Here is an 18,208-nt window from a genome sequence, read left to right on the forward strand (position 1 = left end):
GGTTTTGAGTTTAGCTGGCTCTCTCGAATTCTGAAATTAGTCCCACACCAGATTATTCAGTGGGAATCAGTAGATGGTTTGCCCAATCGAGGTGCAGTGCGCTTCTACGACCGTAAGGATAGCAGTATCGTTAAGCTGACTATCGCTTACGGCATTCCCGGCATTCTTGGTCAGTTAATGGATAACTTATTTTTAGGTAACCTAGTTGAATCTACCATCCAGGAAGATTTAGAACGATTCCGGGATTATGCCTTGAAGGTGAAAGGGTAGGAGTGGGGAGTCGGGAATCGGGAGTCGGGAATCGGGAGCGGTGCGCTTGACCTAGGCGAATTTAATTACGGGTCAAGCGCACCGAGGGAGTGGGAAGATGGGGAGATAGGGAGTGTGGGAGATGGGGGGATGGGGAGATAGGGAGGTGTGGGGAGTGTGGGGAGATGGGGAGATGGGGATATTTTGATCAATAGTAATGATTAGGAGACAGCGTTTTTCAGAACTATCAGGTAAATAGAATTTTTTCTCTTTTCCCGATTCCCGATTCCCGATTCCCGATTCCCGATTCCCGATTCCCTAGAACTTAACAGTTGAACCTTAAACCTTCAAGTTTCCCCCGCATGGTAAGAACTACGAACCAAAGGACCGGAACGAACATGGGCAAACCCCATATCCCGTGCGATCGCACCTAGCTCATCAAACTCTTCCGGTGTCCAGTATTTTTGTACCGGTAGATGTTGGAGAGAGGGACGCATATATTGACCGAGGGTGATGCGATCGCATCCAATCTTACCTAAATCCGCCATGGCCTCAATCACCTCTGCTTTGGTTTCCCCATGGCCCAACATTAATCCGGATTTAGTGGGAATGGCGGGATTCAGTTGTTTGACAATGCTGAGCACATCTAGCGATCGCTGATATTGTGCTCCCCGGCGCACCTTGCCCTGTAAGCGCTGGACTGTTTCAATATTGTGGTTGTAACAGGCTGGCTTGGCCTCCACCACCGTTGCTATCCGTTGCTGTTGCAACTCTGCTGAGATTTGATCGTGATCACCTTTACCCCCCCAGAAATCTGCTGTTAGCACTTCTATGTCAGTACCTGGATTGAGTTGGCGGATGGCATCCATGGTAGCGACAAACCAACCGGCACCCTGGTCTGGCAAATCATCCCGAGCCACAGAGGTCAGCACCACATACCGCAAGCCCAATAACTGTACCGATTCCGCTACTTTCTGGGGCTCCTCTGGGTCTAGGGCCATGGGAGCATGACCTTTATCCACTTGACAAAATGCACAAGACCGTGTACATGTCGGTCCCATCAACAAAAATGTAGCGGTTTTCTGAGAATAGCACTCACCTCGGTTCGGGCAACGTCCCTCCTCACAAATGGTGTGAATCTGCCGTTGTTTAATAATCCGCTGCACCGTTGAGATGTCACTAGCATTACCAATCGGACGTCGCAACCAAGAGGGAAGTGCAGTAATTTCTGAACGCCATTGTTTTTGTGTAGTCATGGGGAATCGGGAGTCGGGAGTGGGGAATCGGGAATCGGGAATCGGGAATCGGGAGTGGGGAATCGGGAATCGGGAATCGGGAATCGGGAATCGGGAATCGGGAATCGGGAATCGGGAGTCGAATAGAATTGTAACAGGAGCAACGGGCAAGATGCCCGTTCCAGGTTAGATGGCTATTCTACCAAGATGGCTATTCCACAAAACTATTTCCATCAAACGAAGTCTACTATTCTTTAACTAGTCACACAAAGACTTGACTTCGCGGCAGTTGTCTGGAACAGGGGATCACCAGAACAGTAGACAAGAATTGATGCAAACACTATCATAAAACTACTTTTGCGCATAGGTCTACTATCTACTCCTCCCGATTCCCTCGGTGCGCTTGACCCGTAATTAAATTCGCCACGGGTCGCACCGCTCCCGATTCCCGATTCCCCACTCCGGAATTATGAGTTGTCTAGCAATGACCGAATTAGAGAACGTAGCATTCTTCCTAAAGCTTCACACTCACCTAAAATCGGATTAACCGCGACCGAGTTAGCCAGTTTAACTCTGACCGATAAGAAAAGATGGGTTTCCAATTCTTTGAGAGAGCCTTGAGCTATTCTAAGAAATTGAACATATTCTCCTCGATACTCCCGTCCATATCCCTCTGCAATATTAGCAGGAATTGATGCAGCTGCTCTCCTTATCTGTGCAGTCATCCCATACATTTCCTGTTTAGGGAATTCTCTGGTGATAACATAACAACTCTCCGCTACATCCATTCCCTTTTGCCAAACTCGCAAATCTTGATAAGACTGAATTTGACTATAATTGCTCATGCTTCAACTAGAGTTCGGGAATCGGGAGTCGGTAATCGGGAGTCGGTAATCGGGAGTACCTCTATGATAGAAACGCGCTTATCCCTATGGTTGTCAGTCTCCGAAAACATTTGCCATTTATAAAATTATTAGCTTTTGTATACTAAGCGTTCCCACTATTTTTTGATAAATAGTCACACATCGATTCCCAATTCCCGATTCCCGATTCCCGATTCCCGACTTCTTCATCCTTTTGCTCTACGATACCAACCCACAATCCGGTGAGGAGAAACCCCCAAATGATAGGCAACGATCACCAGTTGGTTAATTAATGTAGTTTTCACAACCCCTAAGGTCTGCCAACGGCGTCCTGATGTTAGCACAGGTTGACTAAGGATAGTTATTTTACCTAGGTGGCGGAGGCGTCGCATCAAGTCAAAATCTTCCATAATCGGTAGATTAAGAAAACCCCCCAGGTCTGTAAACACCTTAGTCTTGATAAAGATAGCCTGATCACCGTAAGGCAGAGAGCAAAAACGCGATCGCAAATTCACCATCCGCTCAATTAGCCTTACCCCCCGCAGGTTAGCATCAATGGCTAATTCAAAGGCACCAGCCACGGTTTCATGGTCTTGTAACCCTTCGCGAACTAAGGTATCAAATCCTTTAGGTAAACGGGTATCAGCATGGAGAAACAGTAGAATATCTCCAGTAGCAACCGCAGCCCCAGCATTCATTTGACTAGCGCGACCGGCACCAGCAGCTATAATCTTAGCACCCATTGATTGTGCGATCGCAACAGTTTCATCATCACTGCCCCCATCTACCACAATCACTTCCACATTAGACGCTCCCCTAACCGTAGCCAAAGTATCAGCTATGTGACTAGCCTCATTGAGAACCGGGATGATAATGGAAATTTTTACTATCACGCAAGACGTTTAGGCATTGTTTCTGACAAATTAGCATCCTTGAGTAGGAAATAACCAATGTTCCCTTAATTTGTATCCATATTTAGACATTTATTACATTAAAGGGATATAATAAAAGGTAAACTAGGTGGTCAGTGGTCAGTGGTCAGTGGTCAGTGGTCAGCGGTCAGCCTATGCGCTACGCGCACGCTACGCGAACAGCGGTCAGCCTATGCGCTACGCGCACGCTACGCGAACAGCGGTCAGTGGTCAGTGGTCAGCCGTCAGTGGTCAGCCGTCAGCTTATTTTATTGAAAAGCACCATCTGTAGTGTGGCACAGGCTTTGGCCTTGGCCTTTTGGCCTTTTGGCCACGCTACGCGAACGGCCACGCGTGCGCGTTTGGCCACGCTGTGCGAACGACGCTGTGATAACCCATAAGCTGATAACTAATAGCTGATAATAACTGATAGCTGATAGCTGATCACTGATAGCTGATAGCTGATCACTGAAAGCTGATAGCTAATAACTGATAGCTGAAAGCTGATAGCTGAAAGCTGATAGCTAATAACTGAAAGCTGATAGCTGAAAGCTGATAGCTGATAGCTAATAACTGAAAGCTGAAAGCTGAAAGCTGAAAGCTGAAAGCTGATAGCTGATTAAACTTAATTAAAATAAGGTGATAAATCCAACATGTCAGGGTTAACCATTAGTATTGGAGAAGCAGCCAGTGAGCTAGGGGTCTCAGTTAAAACCTTAAGGAGGTGGGCAGATGCAGGAAAGATTAGGTCAAAACGGTCTCCTAGTGGTCATAGGCGATTTTATGTAGCTGATATCAAACACATTACACCACGAAATGTCGGTCAGATCGATGATCGGATAACCATTAACTATGCCCGTGTTTCAGATCAAGACCAAAAAGAAGATTTAGTCAAGCAAATCAAGATTTTAGAGTCTTTTAGTACTGCTAATGGTTGGCAGTATGAGACAATTCAAGATTCAGGTGCCGGAATCAATTCCCAAAATAAAGGCTTACAGAAACTGCTCAAGCGAATCATGCAGGGGAATGTTGGCAGAGTTGTAATTACTCACAAAGATAGGCTGCTTAGAGTTAGTGCTGAATTAGTCTTTGCGATGTGTCAAGAATTCAATACAGAAGTAATAATTATCAACAAATCATCAGAAGACATCAGCGTTGAACAAGAATTAGTCAAAGACATCATGGAGCTGATCACAATCTTTTCAGAAAAACTCCATAGTGCTAAGAGTTCCAAAACGTAAGCTATTAGCTTTCAGCGAACAGCGATTAGCGCTACGCGCACGCTACGCGAACAGCGAACAGCGATTAGCGCTACGCGCACGCTACGCGAACAGCTTTCAGCTTTCAGCTTTCAGTGATCAGTTATTTAATGAAAGAGATAAGCATTCGAATAATGCTGAGTTAAGTCCCAGCGTCGTTCGCACAGCGTGGCCAAACGCGCACGCGTGGCCGTTCGCGTAGCGTGGCCAAAAGGCCAAAAGGCCAAGGCCAAAGCCTGTTCCACAAAGCTGTTCGCGCAGCGTGAGCCTTTAGCTCACCGCTGACCGCTGACCGCTGAATGCTTATCCCGATTCCCGATTCCCTACTCCCGATTCCCGATTCCCGATTCCCTACTCCCGATTCCCTACTCCCATCAAATTTGATACTACCCACAGATCCTCTGGGCGGTCAACATCAGTAAGCTCGGAAAGCATCCCGATAGTTAGGTTAAGACTGTTAGCAATATCCACGGTTTGCTGCAAAACCTCAGATGTTCCCCAATTCACTCCCACAAACAACTCTGGAATCAATCGACTTAGACCAACCAGATAGTAGCCGCCATCCTTAGCTGCTCCAAGTACTAAATCATGATTGTCTAGAGCCTCAAATGCCTGATTCATCACCGAACTATTCAAATCGGGGCAATCAATACCAATTATCACAACTTTGGTCATGCTTTCCGCAAACGATAACTGAAATGCCGTTGTGATTCGCTTGCCCAAATCCCCATCACTCTGAGGTTTATAGACCAGATTTGAGCCTAACCAATTCTCCATTAGCTGTTGATTACCACCAGCAAAATGGATTTCTACAGACACAGGGCGACCAGTTGTAAATTCCTTGACCTGGGCAACAGTGTGTTCCGTCATGCGACGTTGAAGCTTTGCCGCACCATCCGCTCCTAGAGCTGGTATCATCCGGGTTTTAGTCTTTCCCGGCTCTGGATAGCGGCTGAAAATAATTAAGCGTTCTGTCAGTATCATTATATGAAGGGAATAGGGAGTAGGGAATAGGGAGTCGGGAGTCGGGAGTCGGGAATCGGGAGTCGGGATTAGGGGACAATAATTATCACAATTACTACACCGATTTTTAAGCACCTACACAGAATTAATTACCTATTGCAAATCTCTGTAACCCTTACCCTGCAAAGCTTTTTTTTTGTAAAATGTGTAAGTAATTTTGTGTACCTACTTATAGCATTTTGAGTTTAGTTATTAACATAGTCGCGCTTGGGAAAGGCAAGAGGCAAGAGGCAAGAGTAAAGAAAGTATATAGGTATTTTTGGTAAGGTCAAAAATGCTCATCATTTGATAGCTGATAGCTGTTCGCGTAGCGTGCGCGTAGCGCTAATCGCTGTTCGCTGATAGCTGATAGCTGATAGCTGATAGCTTACATCCCTATTTTTTCCAAAACTTCTTGGGCAAGAGACCGAAATTCTTCTGAAGCCATACAATATGGTTTATAATCCAACACAGACACAGGAGACGGTATATCCTGATTGTCTACTTTTTCAACTTGTTCAGCACACTTTGCCAAATCATCTCGATCGAAAATAACACTCTTCATGACATCAAAGCCATAGCGGTCGGAAATTGCTTTGATCCGTTTTGGCAAGGTATGCTGTATGAACATGTTATTGGTTGCTATTTTACAAGGCAACACTCCCAAGACGTTAAGGGGCGGCTTAATTTGGATTTGTTTTCTATAGCCATTAATCGCTCTGATAAAATCTTTGACATTCAGTAAGCCTTGATTAGAAAAAGGCTTGAGGTCTGAAGGAATGATTAAAAAGTCAGCAGTGATTAAAGCAATTCTAGCATATAAATTCCAAGAGGGAGGGGTATCAATAATTACCACATCATAGTAATTTTTAACATCGTCTAGTTTATCAATCAGCATGAGCAGGCTAAAATCAAGCTGATTCATATCAAGCTCATATTTCATCAGATCAATGTGAGCAGGAACCACATCAATTTCTGGATTGCTGAATTCAGATTTTCTAGCTACTTCCGAGATTGAGAAGAATTCTTCAGATTGCAAAACATGGAGAATATTACACTCTTTGATATCATCAAAGGCTTCGTCATGAAATTTAACCAGTCCGGTAGCAAAGGTAGCATTCGCTTGGCTATCAAGATCGATGATCAGCACTTTTTTGCGGTTTTTTCGGATAGCTGCCCCTAGGTTAACCACCGTTGTGGTTTTCCCGACGCCGCCTTTGTTATGGTATACTGCAATGACCTTCACGTTATGTTACCTCTTTTTGTCAAAACTGGGATACACCATTTCTATAGTCAATATGAAAGGCGGTGTTGGCAAGACTACCACCACCGTCAACCTTGCTACCTGTCTTGCCAAAGATTATGGCATGCGAGTATTAATCGTTGATCTCGATACCCAGATTAATGCTACCCTAAGCCTGATGCCTCCAGTGCAATTTGCTAAACTCAAGAAGGAGGACCGAACCTTAAAAAAAATAATTAATCAAGTGATTCAGTCACCCACTCAGGCATATATTCCCGTTGAACAAGCGATTCAGCGCAATATTTGTCGAGTGGATGGACTAGATTTATTGCCAGGGGATATCGAAACCTACAATGATTTTCTATTGGCTGCATTGCTGTTTTCTCAGTCAAAGGATAATCCCCAAGAGTTTGAAAACAACTGGAATCAGCTAGAAAATTATTTAATTAAGCGTGCCCTTGAGCCAGTTCAACAAACCTACGATTTTATTCTATTGGATTTCCCTCCAAGTGAGAATATTATCACTCGTAGCGGAATTATTGCTAGTGATTTTTATCTCATTCCTGCCAAACCTGAACCTTTATCAGTGGTTGGGATTGGCATCCTCGAAGAAGGTCAGATCAAAAAGCTGGTACAAAGCGATCGCTCTGGGATAACCCTGATTGGGATTCTGTTTTTCTCCCTTGGTCACGCCACCAATATGGCGACACAAGTCAAGAACCGATTGACCGATAATTTTGGGAAAGACAAAATTTTTACTATAGAAATTCCCAGGAATGTTGCGGTTGCCAAAGCCGTGGATGAGTTTCGACCTGTGGTCGTCAATGAACCCCAAGCACCAGGAGCCAAAGCCTTTACTCAATTCACTCAAGAATTTATCCAAAAATTATCGAATATTATAACAAATAAATCTAAGAACTAGTTGAGCAGGAGGGTGGAATCGGGAATCGGGAATCGGGAATCGGGAATCGGGAATCGGGAATCGGGAATCGGGAATCGGGAGTGCGTAGGGTGCGTAGGGTGCGTTAGGGGCGGGCTTGCCCTCATGTTCATCCTCGAGCGCAAGTGTTAGGTTGCTGCCCGTAACGCACCACCGGGTCAAACTACATTTTTGCTCATTTTTGAGGAAATTGGGAATTTAGGAGCAAGGCCAAAATAATGATTAAATCTTGGATGGTAATTGCAGCGGTAACCCTGCTAGTAGCATTCGCTGGTAACTTAATCACCAGACCGGCAGGAGTCAGATGGTTCTATCGCCTACGTCGTCCGGAATGGCTCACCTTCGAGGGAGCAATTCCCCTAATCTGGATAACTATCTTTATTTGCGGTGGTTGGTCAGCGTATATAGTTTGGGAGCATGACCCAGGTAGCGGAAGCACCTGGTTGCTGATGGGTTTATATCTACTACTAGAAATCATCACCATGGCTTATACACCAGTGATGTTTCTGTTTCGTAGCCTCACCGTTGGCACCATTATTGGTGGCACAGGTGCCTTATTAAGTCTTATCCTGGGTTTACTGATTTATCCCGTATCCCTGGTGGCGTTTTTGTTACTACTTCCCTACATAATTTGGAGTCCGATTGGTACCTACACCACCTGGGAAATGAGGCGACTTAATCCAGGGGCAGCATAATTTATTTGTAAGCATTCAGCCGTCAGCCGTCAGCCGTCAGGTGACGTAACAGAGTATTTTTTTTAATTGTAGTAGGGTGGGCAAAAACAGTTTGGTTAAAATGAGTCTTCTAGATCAGATTACTTTGCCCACCCTACTTGAATTGGGATTTTTTTTAATTGTAGTAGGGTGGGCAAAAACAGTTTGGTTCAAAGGAGTCTTCTAGATCAGATTACTTTGCCCACCCTACTTGAATTGGGATTTTTTTTTACACGCAAGTTTCTTAATTTCATTGTCCTAGAGCTCAGTAATCATCCGTTCCATAAACAGTTTTGCCATCAGGCATCACAGCAAATTGTAAATCAGCGCCTTTTAGATTAGTACCCTTTAATACCGCATCTTGCAAATTGGCGTAACGCAAATTCGCTTTATAAAGGTTAGCACCAGTGAGATTAGCCTCCCTCAAAATGGCACCATAAATACTAGCATGACTCAAGTCAGCATGCTCCATATTGGCACCAGTCAAGTCAGCTTCTCGAAGCTCAGTACGATTAAGAATAGCAGTACTTAAATCAGCATTAGCCAATCGGATATTGAGGAGATTAGCATCACTGAGATCAGCACCTTTCAAGTTAGTATCTTTAAAGTCAGCGCCATCTAAGTCAGCAGAGGTTAACTTCGCGTTTTCAAAACGAGCACCAATCACTTTGGCATCTTTGAGATTAGCGTTCTCTAGGTTACTATCGGATAAGTTAGCTTGGCTAAAGTCAGCTCTGCTAAAGTCAACTCCACTTAAGTCAAGTCCACTCAAATCAATACCCATCAGATCACACTCTACACAGGTCTTGGTTTTTAACATTAACTCAAGCACTTTTGTCTTGGCTTTTGGATGTTGAATGGTCTTACTGGAGTTATCATTAGTTTTTAGGGATATGCTAACCTGTTGCTGAGATGATAGATGAAGAGCAATTGCTATAGTTGCCGCTAAGACCACAGCGATGATTAAAGATAGTTTAATGTTCATAAGCAAAAGCTTGCCCAGATTGACCTGAGAGTCGCACTCTACTTAGAGAGATACAAGAGATTATTCGCCCCTACCGGAATAAAAGTTTAAACTTTTGTATATAGCAATAGCAGCTGTTTGCTGGAATAAGAGTAGAGGCTTTGGCAGAAAGGCGCGATAATAGAGCTAGTTTACCGTTTGCTTGTTGTCACCCTATGCTCCCTGGGTAGACTATAGGGTGTAGCCTATAAAAAAATAGTTACTAAAAAATTAATTTAATTATACCATGAAATCACATTGCACGACAGCGTAAAAATTGGAATCAGGCTATGCTGCTAAAAGCTGCCATCATAGATTACAGCATGGCCAACTAGATGGCAGTTAGATGAAATCTTAAAAGTTACCCACCAAAGCGCGGAATTTAAGGATTAAGGAAGTTCCATTATGTTAGTTTGTCCCCAGTGTCAGTTCGAGAACCCAAATACCAACAAGTTTTGTCAACGATGTGGAACTTCCCTAACCGATAAAAGTTGTCATGAATGCGCTAGCCAAGTGCCCCTAAATGCTGAAACTTGTCACAACTGCGGTGCCTTCACAGGAACGGTTTGGAGGGCAATTATTTCTAAGCAGCAAAATTCGGCAAGGTCCCCCCAGTATTCTCCTCAAACTCCGGTTGAGGTGTCAGACTCCTCAGCTGAGCAGGCTACGGCAGTAGCGGTCTCCCAACCAGAGTCTGACCAGACCGAGAGGGAACTAACCCAGCCAGCATCATTCCTAGAAACAACACAAGAGTGGCTAACTAAATCGGATACTATACTAACAGAGCCAGGGGATGATGGCACCTTGTCCCAAGCATCAACAGTCTTCGCTGATGAAGCATCGATAAACAACAGAAGTGGCTGTGATCAAGTGGAACTAGAATCATCAGAGGAGCCATTACTAGAGATTAGCCCAATACAGAAGAAACCTCAATCTACTGAAGCTTCGAGCTGGTCAATTCCTAATCTCGAAAACCCAACTTCAGAGACAGCAACAATTGTCTATCTAGACCAGGGTAAGCGTTACAGAGTACTAGAACCTGATCAACTCTATCAGATCGGGGAAAGTAAGACAACAGATGATAGTATCTTTGTCACAGTTTTGGACTGCCAACCGTTACAAAAGTCTCCCCTAGAAGCCCTGATTAATCAAACAAAATTGTCTCCAGAGAAATTTGATCTATCCACAACCCTAGAGCAGCCAAAACCTTCCTCGAAAGAAAACGTAGACGTTTGGAAAGTCCTAGATATCCCACAGAGTGCTAAACCCTATTTGGCTCTCAAGGACTTATGTTACCCTAGCGTGCCAGAAATTCATGATGTTTGGCAGCAAAATGGTAAGGCGATAATCCTGCTAGAAAACCGTTCAGAATGGCAGTTACTGAGTAAGTTGTGGGGGTCCGAAGAGTTTTCTAAACTGCAAATCCTATACTGGCTCGATGAAATGGCAAAGCTTTGGCAAGCTCTAGAGCCTTGGCATTGTCGTCAGAGTCTGTTGGAACTGACGAATCTCCGGGTGGATGAAGACCAAGCACTAGGTTTGGAGCGTCTATATCCCGACAGGGAGGAAAATCCCCTAACCCTAGAGGATTTGGGACAACTGTGGCAACGATTATTTAACGAGTCCCAGCGAACTCAATTTACCTCCTTGTCAACGGTTGTCCGGCAGTTGTGTACAAAGGAAATTGAAACCATTGAGGAATTGCGATCGCATCTGCAAGCCATTGCTCACGAACAAGAATCTGACCCATACGAATCCGGTATGGAATTAACTGAGGCTGTAGTCTCAGAAATGGCAACGGCAGACACTCAACCTCCTGATAGCCAGGAATTATTGTCTGATCTACCAGGAATTGAGCAACAAGGGGATGACATGCCAACGGTACTGTTGCCAATGAGCTTGCAGAGTCTCGATGATCTCGGTATTACAGATATTGGTCATCAAAGAGATCATAATGAGGATTGTTTTGGCATCGAGACCCAACTCAAAAAGCAGGAAAATCCCATTGGTCGAACTATACAAGCTCGTGGTTTATATATTCTCTGCGATGGCATGGGAGGGCATGCGGCTGGGGAAGTAGCCAGTTCTATGGCAGTAGAGGTACTCCAGAATTACTTTAAACAAAATTGGCAAGACGAGTTTCCCACAGAAGATAGTCTCAGGAAATCGGTCTATGTAACAAATCAAGCGATTTTCGATATCAACCAACAAAATGCTCGCTCTGGCAGCGGTCGAATGGGTACGACTCTAGTCATGATGTTGATTCAAAATACCAAGGTAGGGATTGTCCATGTCGGAGATAGTCGGGTCTATCGTCTAACTCGCAAACGAGGCTTAGAGCAAATCACTATAGACCACGAGGTGGGTCAACGAGAAATCCAGCACGGAGTAGATCCAGAGCTCGCTTACTCTCGCCCTGATGCCTATCAACTAACTCAAGCCCTTGGACCGCGCAGTGAGCAATTCCTAAATCCTGATGTGCAATTCATAGATATCGCAGAAGATACTATATTCTTACTTTGTTCTGATGGTTTGTCAGATAATGACCTGTTGGAAAATTACTGGCAAACTCACTTAGCGCCTTTACTAAGTTCCCGAGCTAGCCTCGATCAGGGTCTGGTTAACTTGATTGAGCTGGCAAATGAGCATAATGGTCACGACAACATTACACTAATCCTAGTTCGGGTGAAGGTGCGACCAAACTTGGCTCAACCAACATTAAATTAGGTGATTAGTTGTATGTGATTAGTGATTAGCTAGGTGATTAGTGATTAGCTAGGTGATTAGTAGCTGCCAGTAGATTCTGGTTAGTCACTTTGGACAAAGGACAAAACCGACAAAGGATAAAACCCACAAAGGATAAAACCCACAAAGGACTTTGGACAAAGGACAACTGACTATGGTCACACTGACCCTATTAGATCCGTTAAGCCCCACTCCAGTGCAGCAGTGGAGCTTTCAGAGCAAATCTACGATTCGCATTGGTCGTGCTCCTGATAATGATGTGATTGTCGATGACCCGATCGTGTCACGACATCACCTGGAACTCAGGGCTAGTGCTTCCCCATCGGGTCCGATGTGGCAGTTGGTCAATCAGGGTGCCAATGGCACCTTCCTCAATGGTGTCTTGGTTTCCCAGGGGGTGCTGCCGGAAAAGGCTCTGATTCAGCTAGCCCAGAAAGGTCCGAGGCTGCAATTCCAAGTTCAAACCCAGCAACTCCCTTCCCTAGCACCCTTGCCCTTGACTGAGACTACTAAGCCATGCCAACACCAAGGCAATGCACCAGGCAATTTGTTCTGTATTCACTGTGGTCAACCCTTGGTGCCAGTCGAGGGAGTCATTCGCAACTACCATGTTTTGCGGACATTGGGACAGGGGGGAATGGGAACCACTTATCTTGCCTGGGACAAAGTTAACAGCAAGGATGGATACCCACTCCTACTAGTACTGAAGGAAATGAATGCTGACATGGCTCAAATTTCCAAGGCTCAAGAACTGTTTGAACGAGAGGCTCGCACCCTAAAAACCCTGAATCATCCCGGAATTCCCCAGTATTACGACTTTTTTGTGGAAGGGGGGAAAAAATACTTAGCCATGGCTCTGATCCACGGTGAAGATTTAGAAAAACGTGTCTTGAGCACTGGACCAGTCACCTTGCCCCAGGCAGTAGAGTGGATGATTCAGACTTGCGATATCTTAGACTACATCCACGACCGCCAGCCGCCTCTAATCCACCGAGACGTTAAGCCCGCGAATTTGATGGTGCGCCATCGAGATAACCGAATTGTGATGTTGGATTTCGGTGCTGTTAAAGAAATTGGCACAATACCAGGCACACGGATTGGTGCCGAGGGATATAGTGCTCCTGAACAAGACCGAGGTCAGCCTTGCACTCAATCGGATCTTTACGCCATTGGCCCAACTCTCATATTTCTGCTCACCGGGGAAGCTCCTCTAAAGTATTATCAAAGGCGTAGTTCAGGATATCGGTTTGATGTATCAGGCGTTCCCACTGTTACTCCCCAATTAAGGAAAGTGATTGAGCGGGTTTGTCAACCAAGGGCTTGCGATCGCTACCAAACGGCAAAAGAACTGATGCAGGCTTTGGTTGCTTGTATTTAGGAGTCGGCGAAGCATGAATATGAGCAGAAATTTCACGGGCATAATTTGGCGATCGCTAGTGATTAGGATAAGGGGGATAAGGGAATAAAGAAAGGATATACTCACCCTACCCGCGCTGTCTCCTCATCCATGACCAAGCTCCACCTATTGAAGCGTGGACGCCAAATGGGAGCGAAACAAGTCAGATCAAGTCCGGTTAATTACTTCTAAAAATGGTTGATCCCCGTTGTTCGCCTTTTGTTAATTGTCAATTTTGAATTGTTAATAGCTAATTGTTAATAGCCAATTAACCACTGACAACTTTCAATTGTCAATTTTCATATAGACGAACAACAGAGATAGATAAGTACTTAACCTGAAACAGGATCAGATCATTCTTCGTCCCAGGCTTCCACAGCTAGTAAGTCACTGATCGGGTCTTGCATGGTAAACCCGAATTCAGTAAGTTCCTGTTTCCAGTAGGACCATTCGTCCCCATAGAGCAGGGCAATTTTCCAAAGGCTGTCACTGGGTTTAATAATTTTGGATTCCGCCAGTGAACGCACATGGCGTTGCAACTTCACCATGGGGTGAGTAACTGTTTGAGTCATACTCTAAAATCTCTAAATCAATTCTGTTGTTAGATTGGCTTTTGCGAATACCTGAACTACAATGCTTCCCCTTTGCGGTAATGCGCCGATCTGTAGAGTTTTGTACGGCAAGGAAGCCCCTCTATACTCTTGTAGCGCAATCGGATGCATTTAAGCAAGCCCGATCTGGGTAAATGTACGGGAATCCCTACTTTAACGCGAACCATAGACACTTAGCCAAGCCGCGAGAAGCCCCGCGCTCTACCCGATAGGGTGAGCGTCGTATGGGAAGCGCGGGGCAAGGGTCGGAACGTCGAAATGCCAATGTAATATACTAGGAAGAGTAGGGAAAACAAATTAAGAGCTAACCGCCACCTACTAACAGCAACCTTGAAAACCACCGAATATGGGGTTCCATCCCGAAAAAAACTTGATAGTTTGAGTTATCTGTGGATGGGTAAAATTTCATAGGTGCTCGCACCTTGAGCCCATTAAATTCGCTCAAGGTGCTCGCCTGCAGTACTTTGGTTCTAGAACTTTTTGTATTGTTCCGGGGGGTCGGGGCATCCCGGAGACGAAACCGATAGATAGGGTCGCCTTTATAGGCGAGCTGGCTATGCAGAAAAGGGTTAAAACTCATGAAATAAGGCGACCCTATCCTTACGGTAACTTATGACCGTGTTGTTAATAAAGTAACCCGTGTATCCGTTCGCGCAGCGTCGGCGAAAGCCGATACCGTTGGGTGGAGTTGGTAAGAAGCCCGCGCTGTCCCGTTAGGGCAGCGTCGGGAGTATGTCACTCAGGTTATGATAGTACCTATAGCCCAAGGAATTTAGAGCCAATTACAGCTTTTCAATGACCCAACCACCACACCTTGCCCCCTATGGTTCCTGGAAATCCCCTATTAGCGCTGACATGATTGTTCAAAGCAGCGTTAGGTTGGGCAGCATTGCCCTTGATCAAAAGGATGTTTACTGGATTGAAGGGCGACCTGCAGAAGCTGGACGCAATGTAATCGTGCGACGCACCCCTGATGGCAAAACTGTTGATCTGACTCCCGAGCCCTTCAATGCTCGTACTCGGGTTAACGAGTATGGTGGTGGTGCAATTGCAGTTAAGGATGGCACAATTTACTTCTATAATTTGGCTGACCAACGTCTGTACCAACAAACCCCAAGCTCCAAACCCCAACCCCTAACCCCCATAGCTAACTGGCGCTATGGTGATGCAGTAATTGACCAGGAAAGAGGACGTATAATCTGTGTGCGAGAAAACCACACGGTGGATGGGGAACCAGTCAATACCTTGGTTAGCATCAGCCTAGAAAACGGTGAAGATATTCAAGTGCTAGCCTCTGGCTGTGACTTTTACTCCTCGCCGCGCCTAAGTCCCGATTGCTCTAAACTCGCTTGGCTAAGCTGGAATCATCCCAATATGCCCTGGGATGGTACTCAACTCTGGGTAGCTCCAATCTTAACCGATGGTTCTCTAGGTGTTGCAGAGCTCATTGCTGGTGGGGTTGATGAGTCGGTATTTCAGCCAGAGTGGTCACCAGATGGTGTACTTTACTTTGTATGCGATCGCACTAATTGGTGGAATCTCTACCGCTGGCAACCAACCCGAGGGGAAATCGAACCCCTGTGTGAAATGGAAGCCGAGTTTGGACTACCCCAGTGGGTCTTTGGCATGTCTACTTATGGCTTCGATGGTGCCAATCGAATCATATGTACCTATACTCAGGAAGGAAACTGGCATTTAGCTAGTATAGACCTAAACACCAAGCAGCAGTCGGTGATTGCCACACCATACACCAGTATTTCCGACCTAAAGGTAGCTGATAATCAAGCGGTTTTGATCGCTGGTTCTGTAACAGAAGCAACTGCAATTGTTCAGTTGGACTTGACAAATGGACAAATCAATGTATTGAGGAAGTCGAGTGAGTTAGCTATCGATACTGGCTATCTATCGCCGCCTCAAGCGATCGCATTTCCCACAACTAATGGACTGACCGCTTATGGTTTCTTCTACCCACCACTAAACAAAGACTACACCGCACCAACCTCCGAAAAACCACCCCTAATTGTCAAAAGCCACGGTGGACCTACGGCGGCCACTTCTAGTGCCTTTAATCTAAAAATTCAATACTGGACGTCTCGTGGTTTTGCCATCCTAGATGTTAACTATGGAGGGAGTACTGGCTATGGGCGGGACTATCGTCAGCGCCTTAAAAACAACTGGGGGATTGTGGATGTTGATGACTGCACCAATGGCGCGCAATACCTAGCTAAGCAAGGACTAGTTGATGGTGAGCGACTGGCCATTGCTGGGGGGAGTGCTGGGGGTTATACAACTCTAGCTGCTCTGACATTCCGAGATGTGTTTAAAGCTGGGGCTAGCTACTACGGTGTCAGTGATTTGGAGGTACTAGCCAAGGATACCCACAAATTTGAGTCCCGGTATCTAGATAGCTTGATCGGTCCTTACCCAGAACGTAAAGATTTGTATCAAAAGCGATCGCCTATTCATTTCACAGACCAACTGTCGTGTCCTGTAATTTTTTTCCAGGGGCTAGAAGACAAGGTAGTCCCCCCTAACCAAGCAGAAATGATGGTGGCCGCTTTGAAGGCTAAGGGGTTACCTGTAGCCTATGTTACCTATGAAGGGGAGCAACATGGTTTTCGTAAAGCAGAAACGATTAAACGGACTCTCGAAGGGGAGTTGTATTTTTACTCCCGGGTATTTGGATTTGAGCTAGCAGAGGCGATAGAACCTGTAAGTATTTATAATTATTAGTTATTAGTTTAGTTATTAGTCATTAGTCATTGGTTAATTGCCTTGATCAATTAAGTTACTCTGTAGACATGGAGCAACACCTGCGAAGTAAGCCAATGTCAGTATTTGTCTATTGGTTTCGATATTATTGTTCACCATAAACTCATCAACAATGACTAGGCAGGAAAGACAATCAATAACCAGTGAGTTAAAAACTCAGGCAATCATCCTCGGTGGATGGGTCGCTCTGATGTGGATTGTAGAGCTGGTGGATATATTCATTTTTGGAAGGAAACTTGATCTATATGGCATCCTTCCCCGCAACCCAATTGGGCTGCGGGGTATTTTATTTGCCCCTTTTCTCCACGGCGGTTTTTCTCATCTGATTTCCAACACTATACCTTTTCTTGTCCTAGGCTGGTTTGTAATGTTGCAAGAAACTAGCGACTTTTTCGTCGTTACCACCATCACCATGGTGGTGGGTGGTCTTGGGGTTTGGCTGTTGGGCGCTCCCAATTCAGTTCACATTGGGGCAAGTGTGCTGATCTTTGGCTACCTAGGTTTTCTGCTATTTAGAGGCTTCTTTGAACGAAACCTACCCTCAATTTTTCTATCAATTCTAGTCGGCTTCCTCTATGGTGGTTTAGTTTGGGGTGTCTTACCTTCACAGCCCCATGTATCTTGGCAAGGACATTTATTTGGTTTTATCGGCGGTATCCTAGCCGCACGTATACTGGCAAGGCGTAAACTGTGACATACTCCCACACGCTCATCGAAGATTACAGTGTGGGCTTCTTACCAACTCCAGCCATCGCGAACGGATACACGGGTTACTTTATTAACGACACGGTCAGAAGTTACCCCAGCGAGCAATCCCTCGCTGGGGCAGCCTTTATGGTTAGTCGGCTATGGGTAAAGGGTTAAAACTTTATGATTAAGGCAAGAGACGAAACCTTAGATCAGGTCGCCTTTATAACAATAGTTTTAAACCTTTTCTGCATAACCTACAACCCAAAAAGGCGACCTGATCTTACGGTAACTTCAAACCCTATTCTAAGGTTTCGTCTCCGGGATGCCCCGACCCGCCGGAACAATACAATAAGTTCTATTTTTAAGCACGTAGGTGGCGGTTAGCTCTTATTTTGTCTTCCCTACTATAATCTAGTATAAACGATCTTCGATCCTGTCCGCCATTCATCCCGGAGACGCGCGCCTTAGAATAAAGAAGCCTTTACAGGCGACAGGTTATGCAAAAAGGGGTTAAAACTTATTAATTAAGGCTTCTTTATTCTTACGGTAACTTCTGACCACGCCGACTTTCAGTGC

Annotated in this window: 18 protein-coding genes; 9 read left to right on the top strand and 9 right to left on the bottom strand. The window is 45.3% G+C overall.

Going from position 1 to position 18,208, the window contains the following annotated elements:
- On the top strand, window positions 1–270 hold a 270-nt coding region (locus F6K38_RS16150; protein ID WP_502709580.1), incomplete at its 5' end, for an SRPBCC family protein.
- Window positions 271–596: 326 nt separating this feature from the next.
- On the opposite strand, the gene lipA is transcribed toward F6K38_RS16150, so the two are convergent.
- From lipA to F6K38_RS16165, 3 genes are all read right to left on the bottom strand, one after another.
- The gene (gene lipA, locus F6K38_RS16155) at window positions 597–1,505 is read right to left on the bottom strand and encodes a lipoyl synthase (RefSeq protein WP_287356931.1); all 909 of its coding nucleotides are present in this window, start codon (window positions 1,503–1,505) and stop codon (window positions 597–599) included.
- A 446-nt stretch (window positions 1,506–1,951) separates the two neighbouring features.
- Window positions 1,952–2,329, bottom strand: coding sequence for a four helix bundle protein (locus F6K38_RS16160; protein WP_008181721.1), 378 nt, complete (start codon window positions 2,327–2,329; stop codon window positions 1,952–1,954).
- Window positions 2,330–2,553: 224 nt separating this feature from the next.
- The gene (locus tag F6K38_RS16165; RefSeq protein ID WP_287297919.1) at window positions 2,554–3,240 is read right to left on the bottom strand and encodes a TIGR04283 family arsenosugar biosynthesis glycosyltransferase; all 687 of its coding nucleotides are present in this window, start codon (window positions 3,238–3,240) and stop codon (window positions 2,554–2,556) included.
- Window positions 3,241–3,374: 134 nt separating this feature from the next.
- Here F6K38_RS16165 and F6K38_RS16170 point away from each other — a divergent pair, with 134 nt between their 5' ends.
- Both F6K38_RS16170 and F6K38_RS16175 read left to right on the top strand, forming a co-directional pair.
- On the top strand, window positions 3,375–3,659 hold the full coding sequence (locus F6K38_RS16170; protein ID WP_154659724.1) for a hypothetical protein: 285 nt from the start codon (window positions 3,375–3,377) through the stop codon (window positions 3,657–3,659).
- A 252-nt stretch (window positions 3,660–3,911) separates the two neighbouring features.
- On the top strand, window positions 3,912–4,499 hold the full coding sequence (locus F6K38_RS16175) for an IS607 family transposase (RefSeq protein WP_008181718.1): 588 nt from the start codon (window positions 3,912–3,914) through the stop codon (window positions 4,497–4,499).
- 160 nt (window positions 4,500–4,659) lie between these two features.
- On the opposite strand, the gene F6K38_RS16180 is transcribed toward F6K38_RS16175, so the two are convergent.
- The 3 genes from F6K38_RS16180 to F6K38_RS16190 form a co-directional block, all read right to left on the bottom strand.
- Window positions 4,660–4,911, bottom strand: a complete 252-nt coding sequence (locus F6K38_RS16180) for a hypothetical protein (protein WP_131826909.1) — start codon at window positions 4,909–4,911, stop codon at window positions 4,660–4,662.
- Entirely contained in the window at window positions 4,869–5,501 is a 633-nt protein-coding gene (locus F6K38_RS16185; RefSeq protein WP_008181716.1) for a TIGR04282 family arsenosugar biosynthesis glycosyltransferase, read from the bottom strand. The genes F6K38_RS16180 and F6K38_RS16185 overlap by 43 nt, the downstream gene beginning before the upstream one ends.
- Before the next feature lie 406 nt (window positions 5,502–5,907).
- The gene (locus F6K38_RS16190; protein ID WP_008181714.1) at window positions 5,908–6,765 is read right to left on the bottom strand and encodes a ParA family protein; all 858 of its coding nucleotides are present in this window, start codon (window positions 6,763–6,765) and stop codon (window positions 5,908–5,910) included.
- Window positions 6,766–6,790: 25 nt separating this feature from the next.
- Here F6K38_RS16190 and F6K38_RS16195 point away from each other — a divergent pair, with 25 nt between their 5' ends.
- On the top strand, window positions 6,791–7,684 hold the full coding sequence (locus tag F6K38_RS16195) for a ParA family protein (protein ID WP_044492539.1): 894 nt from the start codon (window positions 6,791–6,793) through the stop codon (window positions 7,682–7,684).
- Here F6K38_RS16195 and F6K38_RS16200 read toward each other — a convergent pair.
- The gene (locus tag F6K38_RS16200; RefSeq protein ID WP_267872002.1) at window positions 7,681–7,809 is read right to left on the bottom strand and encodes a hypothetical protein; all 129 of its coding nucleotides are present in this window, start codon (window positions 7,807–7,809) and stop codon (window positions 7,681–7,683) included. The two genes, F6K38_RS16195 and F6K38_RS16200, sit on opposite strands and share 4 nt — an antisense overlap.
- 111 nt (window positions 7,810–7,920) lie before the next feature.
- Between F6K38_RS16200 and F6K38_RS16205 the strand changes: the two genes are divergently transcribed.
- Window positions 7,921–8,397, top strand: a complete 477-nt coding sequence (locus tag F6K38_RS16205) for a TspO/MBR family protein (RefSeq protein ID WP_287294631.1) — start codon at window positions 7,921–7,923, stop codon at window positions 8,395–8,397.
- A 283-nt stretch (window positions 8,398–8,680) separates the two neighbouring features.
- On the opposite strand, the gene F6K38_RS16210 is transcribed toward F6K38_RS16205, so the two are convergent.
- A complete protein-coding gene (locus tag F6K38_RS16210; protein ID WP_008181704.1) occupies window positions 8,681–9,400 on the bottom strand; it encodes a pentapeptide repeat-containing protein in 720 nt (239 codons plus the stop codon).
- Between the two features lie 423 nt (window positions 9,401–9,823).
- Here F6K38_RS16210 and F6K38_RS16215 point away from each other — a divergent pair, with 423 nt between their 5' ends.
- Together F6K38_RS16215 and F6K38_RS16220 are read left to right on the top strand one after the other, a co-directional pair.
- The gene (locus F6K38_RS16215) at window positions 9,824–12,145 is read left to right on the top strand and encodes a serine/threonine phosphatase (protein WP_008181703.1); all 2,322 of its coding nucleotides are present in this window, start codon (window positions 9,824–9,826) and stop codon (window positions 12,143–12,145) included.
- Window positions 12,146–12,317: 172 nt separating this feature from the next.
- Window positions 12,318–13,541, top strand: a complete 1,224-nt coding sequence (locus tag F6K38_RS16220; protein ID WP_044492517.1) for a protein kinase domain-containing protein — start codon at window positions 12,318–12,320, stop codon at window positions 13,539–13,541.
- A 371-nt stretch (window positions 13,542–13,912) separates the two neighbouring features.
- On the opposite strand, the gene F6K38_RS16225 is transcribed toward F6K38_RS16220, so the two are convergent.
- Window positions 13,913–14,131 (bottom strand): DUF4327 family protein, encoded by a 219-nt coding sequence (locus F6K38_RS16225; protein ID WP_008181701.1) that lies wholly within the window; start codon window positions 14,129–14,131, stop codon window positions 13,913–13,915.
- Between the two features lie 834 nt (window positions 14,132–14,965).
- Between F6K38_RS16225 and F6K38_RS16230 the strand changes: the two genes are divergently transcribed.
- Window positions 14,966–16,903, top strand: coding sequence for a S9 family peptidase (locus F6K38_RS16230; protein WP_287356927.1), 1,938 nt, complete (start codon window positions 14,966–14,968; stop codon window positions 16,901–16,903).
- Window positions 16,904–17,054: 151 nt separating this feature from the next.
- Window positions 17,055–17,636 carry a rhomboid family intramembrane serine protease gene (locus tag F6K38_RS16235; protein ID WP_287257445.1) on the top strand — a complete coding sequence of 194 codons (582 nt, stop codon included), beginning with the start codon at window positions 17,055–17,057 and terminating at the stop codon, window positions 17,634–17,636.
- Window positions 17,637–18,208: the final 572 nt, after the last annotated feature.

Source organism: Moorena sp. SIO3B2 (assembly GCF_010692525.1).
GTDB classification, from domain to species: domain Bacteria; phylum Cyanobacteriota; class Cyanobacteriia; order Cyanobacteriales; family Coleofasciculaceae; genus Moorena; species Moorena producens.